The 13690-nt window shown below is 67.1% G+C and carries 13 protein-coding genes and 1 tRNA gene; all 14 read left to right on the forward strand.

Features of this window, described 5'->3' with window-relative positions:
* Window positions 1–3: 3 nt before the first annotated feature.
* Window positions 4–486: a cytidine deaminase gene (locus HNO81_RS05805; protein WP_175317190.1), complete on the forward strand. Its 483-nt coding sequence runs from the start codon at window positions 4–6 to the stop codon at window positions 484–486.
* Window positions 483–1799: a thymidine phosphorylase gene (locus tag HNO81_RS05810; RefSeq protein ID WP_175317191.1), complete on the forward strand. Its 1317-nt coding sequence runs from the start codon at window positions 483–485 to the stop codon at window positions 1797–1799. Before HNO81_RS05805 ends, HNO81_RS05810 begins: the two co-directional genes overlap by 4 nt.
* 5 nt (window positions 1800–1804) lie before the next feature.
* Window positions 1805–2434 carry a DedA family protein gene (locus HNO81_RS05815; protein ID WP_175317192.1) on the forward strand — a complete coding sequence of 210 codons (630 nt, stop codon included), beginning with the start codon at window positions 1805–1807 and terminating at the stop codon, window positions 2432–2434.
* A gap of 133 nt (window positions 2435–2567) precedes the next feature.
* On the forward strand, window positions 2568–3293 hold the full coding sequence (locus HNO81_RS05820) for a DedA family protein (RefSeq protein ID WP_175317193.1): 726 nt from the start codon (window positions 2568–2570) through the stop codon (window positions 3291–3293).
* A gap of 81 nt (window positions 3294–3374) precedes the next feature.
* Window positions 3375–4511, forward strand: a complete 1137-nt coding sequence (locus HNO81_RS05825) for an adenosine deaminase (RefSeq protein ID WP_175317194.1) — start codon at window positions 3375–3377, stop codon at window positions 4509–4511.
* Window positions 4512–4590: 79 nt separating this feature from the next.
* Window positions 4591–5181 (forward strand): MazG nucleotide pyrophosphohydrolase domain-containing protein, encoded by a 591-nt coding sequence (locus tag HNO81_RS05830; RefSeq protein WP_175317302.1) that lies wholly within the window; start codon window positions 4591–4593, stop codon window positions 5179–5181.
* Window positions 5182–5299: 118 nt separating this feature from the next.
* Window positions 5300–6580: a phosphopyruvate hydratase gene (gene eno, locus HNO81_RS05835; protein WP_175317195.1), complete on the forward strand. Its 1281-nt coding sequence runs from the start codon at window positions 5300–5302 to the stop codon at window positions 6578–6580.
* A 125-nt stretch (window positions 6581–6705) separates the two neighbouring features.
* Window positions 6706–7383 carry a septum formation initiator family protein gene (locus tag HNO81_RS05840; RefSeq protein WP_175317196.1) on the forward strand — a complete coding sequence of 226 codons (678 nt, stop codon included), beginning with the start codon at window positions 6706–6708 and terminating at the stop codon, window positions 7381–7383.
* Between the two features lie 27 nt (window positions 7384–7410).
* The gene (locus HNO81_RS05845; protein WP_175317197.1) at window positions 7411–8082 is read left to right on the forward strand and encodes a DUF501 domain-containing protein; all 672 of its coding nucleotides are present in this window, start codon (window positions 7411–7413) and stop codon (window positions 8080–8082) included.
* Complete coding sequence (locus tag HNO81_RS05850) at window positions 8079–9026, forward strand: Ppx/GppA phosphatase family protein (RefSeq protein WP_175317198.1); 948 nt, start codon at window positions 8079–8081, stop codon at window positions 9024–9026. The genes HNO81_RS05845 and HNO81_RS05850 overlap by 4 nt, the downstream gene beginning before the upstream one ends.
* A 3-nt stretch (window positions 9027–9029) precedes the next feature.
* Complete coding sequence (locus tag HNO81_RS05855) at window positions 9030–10436, forward strand: S8 family serine peptidase (protein WP_175317199.1); 1407 nt, start codon at window positions 9030–9032, stop codon at window positions 10434–10436.
* A gap of 34 nt (window positions 10437–10470) precedes the next feature.
* On the forward strand, window positions 10471–11934 hold the full coding sequence (locus HNO81_RS05860; RefSeq protein WP_175317200.1) for an NAD(P)/FAD-dependent oxidoreductase: 1464 nt from the start codon (window positions 10471–10473) through the stop codon (window positions 11932–11934).
* A 103-nt stretch (window positions 11935–12037) separates the two neighbouring features.
* A tRNA-Leu gene (locus HNO81_RS05865) sits at window positions 12038–12111 on the forward strand.
* 243 nt (window positions 12112–12354) lie between these two features.
* Window positions 12355–13584, forward strand: a complete 1230-nt coding sequence (locus HNO81_RS05870; protein WP_175317201.1) for a branched-chain amino acid ABC transporter substrate-binding protein — start codon at window positions 12355–12357, stop codon at window positions 13582–13584.
* The last annotated feature ends 106 nt before the right edge of the window (window positions 13585–13690 follow it).

The raw sequence follows: 13690 nt of genomic DNA on the forward strand, positions 1-13690 counted from the left end.
GGCATGGAGGAGCTTGACGTGGATAAAGCGGAGAAGGCTGACGTGCACCGTGGCGGTTCCCTGGCGGGAAGCCGGCATGACAGCGGCGCGCAGCCTGTTGACTGGGCAGCCCTTGAAGAGGCTGCAGCGGCCGCCATGAAGAATGCCTACGCCCCGTACTCGAAGTTCCCGGTGGGAGCCGCGGCCCTGACCGGGGACGGCCGGATTGTCAGCGGCTGCAACGTGGAAAATGCCTCCTACGGCCTGACCCTCTGCGCCGAGTGCGTCCTGGTGGGGGAACTGCAGATGACCGGCGGGGGACTGCTGCGGGCGTTCTACTGCGTGGACGGTGAAGGCACCGTCCTCATGCCCTGCGGCCGCTGCCGACAGCTACTGTACGAATTCAGCGCCCCCGGCATGCAGCTCATGACCAGCCGCGGAATCAAGACCATGGACCAGGTGCTGCCCGATGCCTTCGGTCCCGAACACCTGGAGGAGACCCGTTGACCGGCAATAAAGCAGAGGCGTTCGACGCCGTAGACATCATCCGCACCAAGCGCGACAAAGGGACGCTGAGCCCCGAACAGATCGACTGGACCATCGACGCCTACACCCGGGGCGCCATCGCGGATGAACAGATGGCGGCCCTGAACATGGCCATCCTGCTCAACGGTATGGACCGGGCCGAGATCGCCCGCTGGACGGCAGCCATGATCGCCTCCGGAGAGCGGATGGACTTCTCCAGCCTGCGGCGCCCTGACGGCGGCCTGAAGTACACCACGGACAAGCATTCCACCGGTGGGGTGGGGGACAAGATCACCCTCCCGCTGGCCCCGCTGGTGGCGGTTTTCGGCGTGGCTGTCCCGCAGTTGTCCGGCCGCGGCCTGGGCCACACCGGGGGCACCCTGGACAAGCTCGAGTCCATTCCCGGCTGGCGGGCCAACCTGGCCAACGACGAGATCCTTGCCCAGCTCCAGGATGTGGGTGCGGTGATCTGTGCCGCCGGTGCAGGCCTGGCCCCGGCGGACAAGAAGCTCTACGCCCTGCGCGACGTCACGGGAACGGTGGAGGCCATTCCGCTGATCGCCTCGTCCATCATGAGCAAGAAGATCGCTGAGGGCACCGGCTCACTGGTGCTGGACGTCAAGGTGGGCAGCGGTGCCTTCATGAAGGACGAAGCCACAGCGCGCGAACTGGCGGAGACCATGGTGGCGCTCGGCAAGGATGCAGGGGTCAACACGGTTGCGCTGCTGACCAACATGAACACCCCCCTGGGTTTGACCGCCGGCAACGCGATCGAGGTGGAGGAGTCCGTGGAGGTCCTGGCCGGCGGCGGCCCGGAGGACGTCGTGGAGTTGACCGTCCGGCTCGCCGAAGAGATGCTCGCCTGCGCAGGCGTGCAGGACGCCGACCCGGCCGCCGCCCTCAAGGACGGCCGTGCCATGGACGTATGGAACCGCATGATCACCGCCCAGGGTGGCGACCCCCGCGCGGTGCTCCCCGTGGCCAGGGAATCCGACGTTGTTTACGCCCCCGCCGACGGTGTGCTGGTGGAACTGGACGCACTCGCCGTCGGCGTGGCCGCGTGGCGGCTGGGTGCCGGCCGCGCGCGCAAGGAAGACGCGGTGCAGGCCGGCGCGGGAGTGTGCATGCACGCCAAGCCCGGAGCCACCGTGCGCGCCGGGGAACCCCTGATGACACTGCTCACCGACACCCCGGAGCGGTTCGCCCGCGCCCGGGAAGCCCTGGAACACGCCGTCGTTATCGCTCCGGAAGGTTCGCGGCCTGCCCAGCAGCTCATCATCGACCGCATAGCGTAGGACCCATGCAAGCCATCAATGACTTCATCCTCACCGCAGCCGGCCAGCCGTGGGTGCTGGTCCTGGTGCTGGCCTGCTGCATCATCGATGGCTTCTTCCCGCCCGTCCCCAGCGAGTCCGTGGTGGTGGGCCTCGCCGCCGTGGCCGCCACCGCTGATGTTCCCAACCCGATCCTCCTGGTGCTGGTGGCGGCAGCGGGGGCCTTCCTGGGAGACAACATCGCCTACCTGCTGGGCCGCCGGGTGGGCACAAGTCGCTGGGCGTGGATGCGCGGCCCCCGCATGCAGGCCGCCTTCCGCTGGGCGGGCCGGGAGCTTCACAAACGCCCGGCATCGCTGATCCTCGTAGCCCGGTTCGTCCCCATCGGCCGGGTGGCCGTGAACCTGACCGCCGGCGTCACGCACTACCCGCACCTGCGCTTCGTGGGCCTCACCATCCTTTCGGCCAGCCTGTGGGCCGGCTACTCGGTGGCGATCGGGCTCTTCTTCGGCCAGTGGTTTGAAAACAACCATCTGCTGGGCGCGGCCATTGCCATTGTCTGCGCCGTGGCATTGGGCATCGTGGTTGACCTGGTGATCAACAAATTCCGGGGTAAACCCAACGTGGTGGAACGGATCCGGGAACCCGGGGCCTGACCTGCGCGTTTAACGGGTAATTCCGGGCATTGGGGCGTAGCGGACAGGGCCCGGGGCGTGGGACACTTAGGAACGATTTCCGCTTTGGCTGCGGCACTTTGGCTGTGTCATTTTTCTACAGGAGCAACACCGCGTGGAGTTTATTAATGAGGCCGTGCTCCATGCAGCGGGCCAGTGGTGGATCTATCCCGTGCTGCTGGTGTTCTTCTTCGTGGACGGTTTCGCCATGGTGGTCCCCAGCGAGACCCTCATCGTGGCGCTCGCCGCCTTCTCACGGCACAGCGGCGAACCCAACCTCTGGATCCTCGGCCTCACGGCACTGGTCGGCGCCATAGCCGGTGACAACATGGCGTACATGCTCGGCCGCAGGATCGGCCTGGACCGGTGGGGCTGGATGCGCCGGCCCAAGGTCCGGAAAGTCTTCGCCTGGGCCCGCTATGAGCTGGAGAAACGCGGAGCGGTCCTGATCTTCACTGCCCGCTACATTCCCTGGGGCCGGGTGGCCGTCAACTACGTGGCCGGAAGCACCGGATTCTCGCACCGCCGCTTCTTCGTCTTCGACGCCTTTGCCTGCCTGACCTGGGTGGGCTACTCCCTTGGCATCGGCTTGCTGGCCAGTTCGTTCCCCTGGCTGCACCACAACCCGCTGCTGAGCGCGGGCATCGCCGTCGTCTTCGCCATTGTCCTGGGCATCCTCATCGACCACCTGCTCCGCTGGTGGCACAAGCGGCTGGGCCGGCAGGACGCCAACCAGCCCGATGAGTGGGCCGGTGAGTCCTCCGGTTCCGGTCAGGAGGACAGGCCGGGCACCCAGGCCCTCGTGTCCCGGTCAGCAGAAGCCGGTCCCGCCGGCAAGTAGCTCCCCGGAGCTGGACGGCGGCCTATGCGGGCCGGTTCCGGGCGGCTGGCTTTGAACTGCCGCCCACCCTAAGGTGGGAACGTGACTGAGCCCATTCTTGACGCTGCCCCTGCCATCGATTTTGACCTGAAGGACCTGCCCAAGGTTTCCCTTCACGACCACCTGGACGGAGGACTCCGTCCGGCCACCATCATCGAACTGGCCGAGGCCGTTGGCCACACGCTTCCCTCCACGGACCCCGTGGCCCTGGGCCAGTGGTTCCGCGATTCGGCCGACTCCGGATCCCTGGTCCGCTACCTGGAGACGTTCGACCACACCGTGGCCGTCATGCAGACCTACGACGGACTGTTCCGCGTCGCCAAGGAATTTGTCGAAGACCTCGCGGACGACGGCGTGGTGTACGGCGAAGTGCGCTGGGCGCCCGAGCAGCACCTCCAGAAGGGCCTCAGCCTCGACGAGGCCGTGGAGGCTGTCCAGGACGGCCTGGAAGCCGGCGTCGAAGCCGTCTCCGAGACCGGACGCGAGATCCAGGTAGGCCAGCTGATCACCGCCATGCGCCACGCCGACCGCGGCCAGGAGATCGCCGAACTGGCGGTCCGCCACCGCAACCAGGGGGCCGTGGGCTTCGACATTGCCGGCGCTGAGGACGGGTTCCTGCCCAGCCGCTTCCGGGACGCCTTCACCTACCTCGCCCAGCACAATTTCCCGGCCACCGTGCACGCCGGTGAGGCTGCCGGGCTGGAGAGCATCCAGTCTGCACTGGTGGACGGCCGCGCGCTGCGGCTGGGGCACGGCGTCCGCATCGCCGAGGACATCATGGTGGAATTCGACGACGACGAGGAAGCCGGTGACACCGTAGGCCTGGTCACCCTGGGCGACCTCTCCAGCTGGATCCGCGACCGCGGCATCGCCCTGGAAATCTGCCCATCCTCCAACCTGCAGACCGGCGCCATCGCGGAGTTCGGTGAAGGCATCGAAAGCCACCCCCTGGACATGCTCTACCAGCTGGGCTTCAACGTCACCATCAACACCGACAACCGCCTGATGAGCGGCGTCACCCTGACGGACGAATTCAACCTGCTGGTGGAAACCTTCGACTACGACCTCGACGACCTGCTGGAGCTCACTCTCAACGCTGCCGAGGCATCCTTCCTGCCCCTGGAGGAAAAGGAAGCGCTGGTGGAGTACATCAACGACGCCTACGCCAACCTTGGCTGATCCCGAATCCCGGCCCGGCAGTTCCGCCACCGAGGAACTGCTGGGCCGCATCGCCCAGCTGCGCGAACACTGCCCCTGGATGGGTGCCTTGACGCACGCCTCCCTGGTGGAATACCTCCTGGAGGAGGCCTACGAAGCGGCCGAAACCATCGAGGACGGCCACCCCGAGGCCGAACTGCAGGGCGAGCTGGGCGACGTGCTGCTCCAGGTGGTGCTCCATGCCCGCCTCGCGGAGGAGCGCGGTGCCTTCGCGTTCGACGACGTGGCGCGCGGCCTGGGTGCCAAGATGGTCCGCCGGAACCCCCATGTTTTCCGGCCCGATGGCTCCCTGCAGGACAGCTTCCCGGCCACCGTGGCGGAGATCGAGCAGAAGTGGGACGCCGTCAAACGTGCCGAAAAGCCTGAACGGCAGGATCCCTTCGAAGGAATTCCGCAGGCACTCCCGGCACTGGCCAGGGCGCAAAAGTCATTGGACCGCGCCGCCCGCGCCGGCCTGGGGCTGCCCGCGGGGATTCCCGTCCCCGACAACGAGGAGGAGCTCGGAAACCAGCTTCTCGCCGTCGTCCGTTCTGCCCGGGACAACGGCATGGACGCAGAGCGTGCCCTGCGCAGTGCCGTCCGCCGCTACCAGCGTGGCCAGAGGGACCAAAGTGGCCACACGCCATCATGACGTCCAGGCCATGACCGGTTTGAGTAACCGCGAGCACTCTCGACTAGGCTGGACCCTGACGAGTACGTCGAGTTTTCTGCCTGATTCCCCCCGTTAATCGCCCATAAGGAGCAAATTCATGGCGCTTATCGATGCCATCCACGCCCGCGAGATCCTCGATTCCCGCGGCAACCCCACCGTCGAAGTTGAAGTCCTGCTTTCGGACGGCCAGATCGGCCGCGCGGCCGTTCCCTCCGGTGCCTCCACCGGCGAGCACGAAGCAGTCGAGCTGCGTGACGGCGACAAGGGCCGTTACCTCGGCAAGGGCGTGCAGAAGGCCGTCGACGCCGTGATCGACCAGATCGCCCCCGCCCTGACCGGCTTCGACGCCACCGACCAGCGCAGCATCGACCAGGCCATGCTGGACCTGGACGGGACCCCCAACAAGGGCAAGCTCGGCGCCAACGCCATCCTGGGTGTCTCCCTGGCCGTCGCCAACGCCGCGGCAGCGTCCGCCGACCTGCCGCTGTACAAGTACCTGGGCGGCCCCAACGCCCACGTCCTCCCCGTGCCGCTGATGAACATCCTCAACGGTGGCTCCCACGCCGACTCCGACGTCGACATCCAGGAATTCATGATCGCCCCCATCGGCGCCGAGACCTTCTCCGAGGGCCTGCGCTGGGGCGTTGAGGTCTACCACAACCTCAAGTCCGTGCTGCAGCAGAAGGGCCTGTCCACCGGCCTCGGCGACGAAGGCGGCTTCGCGCCCAACCTGCCGTCCAACCGCGCAGCCTTGGACCTGATCCAGGAAGCCATCAAGAACGCCGGCTACACCCCGGGCAAGGACATCGCCCTGGCCCTGGACGTTGCCTCCTCCGAGTTCTACAAGGACGGCGCCTACCAGTTCGAGGGCAAGGCACTGTCCGCCAGCGACATGAGCGCCTACTACGCCGAGCTCGTTGCGGATTACCCGCTGGTTTCCATCGAGGACCCGCTGGACGAGAACGACTGGGACGGCTGGAAGACCCTTACCGACGCCATCGGCGACAAGGTCCAGCTGGTGGGTGACGACCTCTTCGTCACCAACCCCTCCATCCTGCAGCGCGGCATCGACACCCGGACCGCCAACTCCCTGCTGGTCAAGGTCAACCAGATCGGTTCACTGACCGAGACCCTGGACGCCGTCAGCCTGGCCCAGCGCGCCGGCTACACCACCATCACCTCGCACCGCTCCGGCGAAACTGAGGACACCACCATCGCCGACATCGCGGTGGCCACCAACGCCGGCCAGATCAAGACCGGCGCCCCGGCCCGCTCCGAGCGCGTAGCGAAGTACAACCAGCTGCTGCGCATCGAAGAGGAACTGGACGACGCCGCACGCTACGCCGGACGCAGCGCGTTCCCGCGTTTCAAGGGCTAGTAACCGCCTAAACCCATCCGCGGTGGCTATGGTTGAAAGACCATAGCCACCGCTGTTGTTTCCGGCAGCAGTCAATGTCCAGCACAGATAGTGGCGGCCCAGGCAGGCTGCGTTTCAGGAGTGTCATGGCTACCCGCCGCCCCAAAGTCCCCAAGGTTGCCCCCGCCCGTCCGGCGAAGACGGCGGACCACGACGCCTCCTCCACCGGTGCAGACGTGATCCGGGCAGATTTCCGCCCGGCCAAGGGCGGGGGGTCGGCAGCCTCCGCACCATCAAAGGACAACGGCCGGGCAACCCCGGGCAAGGGCTCCGGGAAGCCGGGGGAGGCCCACGGGGCCGGGCCACGCGCCGGACACAAGGGCAGCAGCCAGGCGGATGGGGACGGGGCCCACGGCCACGACGTGGACCAGCACCCTGTGCCCGCGAAGGCGTTCTCCGGCCGCATGCTGGCACTGGCCGTGGTGATGATCGCCATTACCATCATGCTGGCGCCCACGGTCAAGATTTTCTTCGACAAGAAGGCCGAGATCGACGCCCTCAACGCTGATATCGCCGCACGCCAGGCCGAAGGCGACGCCCTCCGGCAGCAGGTTTCCCGCTGGCAGGACCCCAACTACGTCAAGCAGCAGGCCCGCGACCGCATTAACATGGTTATGCCGGGCGAAACCGGCTACTGGGTTTTTGGCAGCGATGAGCCGGCCGGAGAAAGCAGTAGCCCCGCCGGCACAGCAGCACAAGACCCCGCCGATCTGCCGTGGGTGGATTCCCTGTGGGAGTCCATCAGGCGCGCGGCCACAGACTGAACCGCACAGGAAGGACGGCCCGCGACAGTGGAACACAACACGGCAGCCGCCCGGGACGAATCCCGCCAACCAACAGCACACGACCTTGAAGTACTGAGCAGGCAGCTGGGACGCCCCGTCCGCGACGTCGTGGAGATTCCGGCGCGCTGCGTCTGCGGCAACCCGCTGGTGGCCGCCACCGCGCCCCGGCTCAGCAACGGCACCCCGTTCCCCACCACCTTCTACCTGACGCACCCGGTGATCACGTCCGCGGTTTCCAGGCTTGAAGCGGCCGGCGTCATGAACGCCATGAACGACCAGCTGGCCGGCGACGACGGACTCGCCGCCGCCTACCGGGCAGCCCACGAAGAGTACCTGGCCGCCCGCGAAGCCATCGGGCAGCGGTCAGGCATCGGCCCGGTGCCGGAGATCGACGGCGTCTCCGCCGGCGGGATGCCCACCCGCGTCAAATGCCTGCACGTCCTGGTGGGCCACTCCCTGGCAGCGGGCAGCGGCGTCAACCCCCTGGGCGACCAGGCGATCGGCATGATCAGCGAATGGTGGACTGCTGACAAGTGCTACTGCGACGGCGCCTGGGACACCGCCGGTGAGGCACCGTCCCGCGACCTGAGCCGCCACGGGCCCCAGGGGCTCCCGGACATCGTGGGCCGGCCCGCCCCGGTCCGGAAATCCGCCGGAACCACGGGAGTGCCCGAGTGACCCGCGTGGCCGCCATCGACTGCGGCACCAACTCCATCCGGCTCCTGATCGCCGCCATCGACCGCAGCAACGGCGGCACAACGCTCACCGACGTCCACCGCGAGATGCGCGTGGTCCGGCTGGGCCATGGAGTGGACGCCACCGGCGAGCTGGCTCCGGAGGCCTTGGAGCGCACGCTCGCCGCAACAGCCGACTACGCCCGCCTGATCAAGGAGCACGGCGCAGAGCGGATCCGCTTCGTCGCCACCTCCGCCAGCCGCGATGCCCGCAACCGGGACGTCTTCGTGGACGGCGTCAGGGAACTGCTGGGCGTGGAACCTGAGGTCATCTCCGGGGACGAGGAAGCTGCACTGTCCTTTGCCGGAGCCAGCAGCGTCCTGCCCGTCCTGGACGGCCAGCAGGTTCTCGTGGTGGACCTCGGCGGGGGAAGCACCGAGTTCGTCCTCGGCACCGCAGCGGGCGTCACCGCTGCCAGGTCCGTGAATATCGGCTGCGTCAGGCTGACCGAACGGCACCTGCGCAACGATCCGCCCACTGCCGAACAAATCGCCGCCGCAGAAGCCGACGTGGACGCAGCCATGGCCACTGCCGGCCGCGATGTGCCCCTGGAACACGCCACCGCCGTCGTCGGCGTTGCCGGGTCCGTCACCACCATCACCGCGCACGCACTCCACCTGCCGGAATACTCACCCAGCGCCATCCACGGGGCGGAACTGCCCATCGCGGACATCCGCGACGCCGCCACCGACCTGCTGAACATGACCCGCGCCGGCCGGGCAGCCCTGCCGTACATGCACCCCGGACGGGTCGACGTCATCGGCGCCGGGGGACTGGTGTGGCGGCGCATCCTGGAGCGGATGGGGGAGTTGACCGGCGGCAGGATCACCGCGGCCACCGCCAGCGAGCACGACATCCTCGATGGCATCGCCCTGAGCATCGGGTAGTCCATGCATTCCACCCCAGCTCCAACCCCGTTCGCATCCCGGACCGCGGCCGCCCTCATGGCCGTCCTGCTGGCCGCCTGCTGCCTGTGCGCCGGGCTGTTCACCGCCCCCGCCGCCCGTGCCGACGAGTGGCGTGACAAGGAATACTGGCTGGCAGACTCGGGCATCACCAAGGCCTGGGAAGTGTCCAAGGGCGCCGGCGTGAAGGTGGCCATCATCGACAGCGGCATCGATGCGCAACACCCGGACCTCAAGGGCGCCGTCGTCGGTGGCTACGACGCCTCAGGCTCAGGCCAGCCGGACGGCCTGAAGAGCGTCGGGTCCAAGCCTGAACACGGCACCCTGGTCGCCACCATGCTCGCAGGGCGCGGACACCAGCCCGCCGCTGCCAGCCCCAGCCCCAGCCCAGCGCCGACAGTTCCGCCGGACGGCATCATGGGCGTGGCCCCGGAAGCGCAGCTCCTCTCAGTTTCCACCTGGCTGGGCTCCGCAAACCCCTCCGGCAAGAGCGACCAGGACCAGATCCCGGAAGCAGTCCGCTGGGCCGTGGACAACGGCGCCAAGGTCATCAACATCTCGCTCGGCAGCACCACGCCGCAGTGGCCGCAAAGCTGGGACGCCGCCTTCCTGTATGCCGAACAAAAAGACGTGGTCATCGTGGCCGCCGCCGGAAACCGGGTGGGCGGCAACACCCAGGTGGGCGCACCCGCCACCATCCCGGGCGTCCTCACCGTTGCCGGCCTGGACCGCAGGAATGTGGCCAGCGTGGACGCGTCGTCGCAGGGCATCAGCATCGGCGTGGCCGCACCCGCCGAAAACCTCCTGGGCGGCCTTCCCGGCGGCGGCTATGCGGAATGGGCGGGAACCTCCGGGTCCACGCCCATCGTGGCCGGCGTTGCTGCCCTGATCCGGTCCAAGTGGCCGGACATGAGCGCCGAACAGGTCATCAACAGAATCGTCTCCACGGCCAAGGATGCCGGTGCACCGGGCAAGGACCCGCTGTACGGCTACGGCATCCTCAACGCCGAGGCTGCGCTGAAGGCCGACGTTCCTGAGACAAAAGTCAATCCGCTGGGCACCATCGCCGAGTGGATCCGCGTCCACCGGCGCGGCAATGCCGCCCCGGCAACGCCGCTTCCCACCGCAGCCCCGGCGCCCAGCGCGGCACCCACCCTGCCCGAAGCCACCGTGCCGGCCGCCAAGGCGCCGTCCCAGCGCGACAGTGCCATCGGCGCCGCCGTCGTGATCGGTTTTGCTGCCCTGTTCGTGGCGATTATTGCCGCTGCTGCCATCCAGCTCCGCCGCGCGGCCCGCAACCCTTCGCCGGCGGTGGAGGAACCCGACACGGGGGTCATGGAAAGCGTCAAGGAGCGCCCCGGTTCCAAGGTTACGGGGCCCGCCGACGGCTAGTGAAGATTTTCACAAACTCCTGTACCCTTGAAGAATGGCAACCACCCCACAGCTCCAGGACCGTCCCAGGGTACTCGTCGTCGGCGGCGGGTACGTCGGCCTCTACGTAGCACTCAAACTGCAGAAGAAGATCGCGAATGCCGGTGGCATCGTCACCGTCGTTGATCCCCTGCCCTACATGACCTACCAGCCCTTCCTCCCTGAGGTGGCCGGCGGCAACATCGAAGCCCGCCACGCGGTGGTCTCCCACCGCCAGCACCTCAAGCAGACCGAGCTCATCCAGGGCCGCGTCACGTCGATCGACCACGTCAACCGGACGGCCGTTGTGGCTCCTGCCGACGGCGGCGAGAACTTTGAAGTTCCCTACTTCGACGTCGTGCTCGCAGCCGGCGCCATCACCCGCACGTTCCCCATCAAGGGCCTCGCGGACAAGGGCATCGGCCTGAAGACCATCGAGGAAGCCGTTGCGCTGCGCAACAAGCTCCTGGAGCGCATCGAGGTTGCCTCCACCATGACGGACCCCGCCGCGCGCGCCCGGGCCCTCACCTTCGTCGTTGTCGGTGGCGGCTTCGCCGGCATCGAATGCATCACCGAAATGGAAGACCTCGCCCGCGCCGCTGTGCGCAATAACCCGCGCATCAAGCAGGAGGAAGTCCGCTTCGTCCTGGTTGAAGCCATGGGCCGCATCATGCCCGAGGTTACCGCCAAGCAGGCTGACTGGGTGGTTGAGCACCTGCGCAGCCGCGGCATCGAGGTGCTCCTGAACACCTCGCTGGACAGCGCCGAAGGCAGCCTGAAGCTGATCAACCTTCCGGACAAGACTCCCGCCCAGGAATTCGAGGCGGACACCCTTGTGTGGACGGCCGGCGTGCAGGCGAACCCGATGGTCCGCTCCACCGACTTCCCGCTCGAACCCCGCGGCCGCGTCCGCGTCCTGCCGGACCTGCGTATCTCCGGCGACGAAGGCATCGTGGAGAACGCCTGGGCCGCAGGTGACATCGCCGCTGTTCCGGACCTCACCGGCAAGGGCCTGCCGGACGGCACCTGCGTCCCCAACGCCCAGCACGCCCTGCGCCAGGCCAAGCGCCTCGCCAAGAACCTGTGGGCTTCCCGCTGGGACAAGCCGCTCGCTGACTACAAGCACAAGAACCTTGGTGCCGTGGCAGGGTTCGGCGAGTGGAAGGGCGTTGCCAACATCAATCTCCTGGGCCGGATCGGCCTCAAGGGCGGGCTCGCCTGGCTGGCCCACCGCGGCTACCACGGCATGGCCATGCCCACGGTGGAGCGTAAGTTCCGGGTCATCCTCAACTGGATTATCGGTTTCTTCGCCGGCCGCGACACCACGCAGCTGATGGACCTGGACAACCCCCGCGGTGCCTTCGTCTCTGCAGCCACCCCGGCCCCGAAGCCTGCCGCGGCGCCCGCAGCAGCACCGGCTGCCGGCTCCAGCGCTGTCGCTGCCGCCCCCAAGGAAACGGTAGCGGCCAACGCCAAGTAGCGCGCCTGCTTCACAGCGGCCGGCGGCGGCCGTCCCCTAAGCGGGGATGGCCGCCGCCGGCGTTTCCAGCCAACGCGTTCCGGGCAGGTACCATTGACCCGGCGCCCCAGTAGCCCAATTGGCAGAGGCAGCGGACTTAAAATCCGCGTGTTGTGGGTTCGAGTCCCACCTGGGGTACGTTCTGTTCCTCCGCTGCCACGGTGTGGCCATCTTGAAGCCGCCTGCACAGCAGGCGGCTTCCGCCGTTTAATTCCACATAGGCAACGACTGTTATAAGGCTGTGACCTCAGTCACTTAGTTTCCCTGCGGTCTATGCATTAGCTTGAACCTAAATCAGGAATACCTGGTCCAATTCCGGGCGCCGAAGCGCCCCATTGATCCGCAAGCGCATCGCATGGCCCTGTTTCGGAAGGCAGACAAATGTACCGAAAGAAAGTCCTCACCTCGTTGGCGGCAGCAGCCACATTCAGCATGCTGCTGTCGGCCTGTGCCAACCAGGCGGGCCCCGGCACCACGGAAAGCTCAGGTTCGTCCAGCAAGGTGAACATCCCTGCCATCTCCAAAGTGGACGTTCCCTCCGGTGCGGTCCTCCCGGCCGGCGACGGCAAGGGAAGCTGCCCGTCCAGCACCACGATCGCCTACGCCGGGGCACAGACCGGCCCCAACGCCCAGCTCGGCGTGAACATCTTCAACGGTGTGCAGCTGGCTGTCGACCAGCACAACAGGGCGAACCCCGGCTGCCAGGTCCAGTTCAAGAAGTTCGACACTGAAGGCGATCCCAACAAGGCCACGGGTCCAGTCACCCAGATGGTCAGCGAGCAGGACATCGTCGGCGTCATCGGGCTCCCGTTCTCGGGTGAATCCAAGGCCACGGGCAACATCTTCGAGCAGAAGGGCCTGGTGCACATCACCCCGTCCGCCACCAACCCCGGCCTGACCGAAAACGGCTGGACCACCTTCTTCCGCGGCCTCGGCAATGACGCCGTCCAGGGTCCCGCGGCCGCCAAGTTCCTCACCGGAAAGATTGGCGCCAAGAAGGTTTACCTGGTCCAGGACGACTCCGATTACGGCATCGGCCTTGGTACCTCCACCTCTGCAGGCCTGGGCAGCGCGCTGACCGGCACGGAAAAGGTGACCACCGGCCAGAAGGACTTCTCGGCCGTGATCTCCAAGATCATGAACGCCAAGGCTGACGCCGTGTACTACGCCGGCTACTACGCAGAGGGTGCCCCCTTTGCCCAGCAGCTCGTGGGCAAGGGCTTCACCGGCACGTTCGTTGGCCCTGACGGCGTCAAGGACGACCAGTTCATCAAGCAGGCAGGCGACGCTTCCAACAACGCCTACTTCACCTGCCCCTGCCTCCCGGGCGAACTGATCCCCGACTTCGCCTCGGCCTACAAGGAAATCTCCAAGGGCGCTGAACCGGGCACGTACTCCATCGAGGGCTACGACGCCGCCACCGTCCTCCTGTCCGGCATCGACGCAGGCAAGCAGAGCCGTGCAGACCTGCTGGCATGGGTCAAGGCCTACGACAAGGACGGCCTGAGCAAGCACTACAAGTGGGACGCCAAGGGTGAACTCCAGGCCCCGACCGTCTACGGCTACAAGGTGGAAAACGGCAAGATCGTTCCCGTCGGCCCCATCGGGTAGCAGCAGCCACGCATGAACCGGCTGTGGGGGCCAGCACCAGCGGGCCCCCACAGCCTTTTCTTCGCTTGGCAGCAGCCCAGGACCAAGCACCGTCAATAGACACAAG

It is taken from the genome of Pseudarthrobacter sp. C4D7, assembly GCF_013359725.1.
Lineage (GTDB): Bacteria > Actinomycetota > Actinomycetes > Actinomycetales > Micrococcaceae > Arthrobacter.

What these genes read in the sequence shown, in the direction of transcription:
- HNO81_RS05815 (WP_175317192.1), top strand. Translation starts at nt 1,805, where the DNA reads ATGCAAGCCATCAATGACTTCATCCTCACCGCAGCCGGCCAGCCGTGG.
- eno (WP_175317195.1), top strand. Translation starts at nt 5,300, where the DNA reads ATGGCGCTTATCGATGCCATCCACGCCCGCGAGATCCTCGATTCCCGC.
- HNO81_RS05805 (WP_175317190.1), top strand. Translation starts at nt 4, where the DNA reads ATGGAGGAGCTTGACGTGGATAAAGCGGAGAAGGCTGACGTGCACCGT.
- HNO81_RS05840 (WP_175317196.1), top strand. Translation starts at nt 6,706, where the DNA reads ATGGCTACCCGCCGCCCCAAAGTCCCCAAGGTTGCCCCCGCCCGTCCG.
- HNO81_RS05830 (WP_175317302.1), top strand. Translation starts at nt 4,591, where the DNA reads ATGGGTGCCTTGACGCACGCCTCCCTGGTGGAATACCTCCTGGAGGAG.
- HNO81_RS05870 (WP_175317201.1), top strand. Translation starts at nt 12,355, where the DNA reads ATGTACCGAAAGAAAGTCCTCACCTCGTTGGCGGCAGCAGCCACATTC.
- HNO81_RS05855 (WP_175317199.1), top strand. Translation starts at nt 9,030, where the DNA reads ATGCATTCCACCCCAGCTCCAACCCCGTTCGCATCCCGGACCGCGGCC.
- HNO81_RS05860 (WP_175317200.1), top strand. Translation starts at nt 10,471, where the DNA reads ATGGCAACCACCCCACAGCTCCAGGACCGTCCCAGGGTACTCGTCGTC.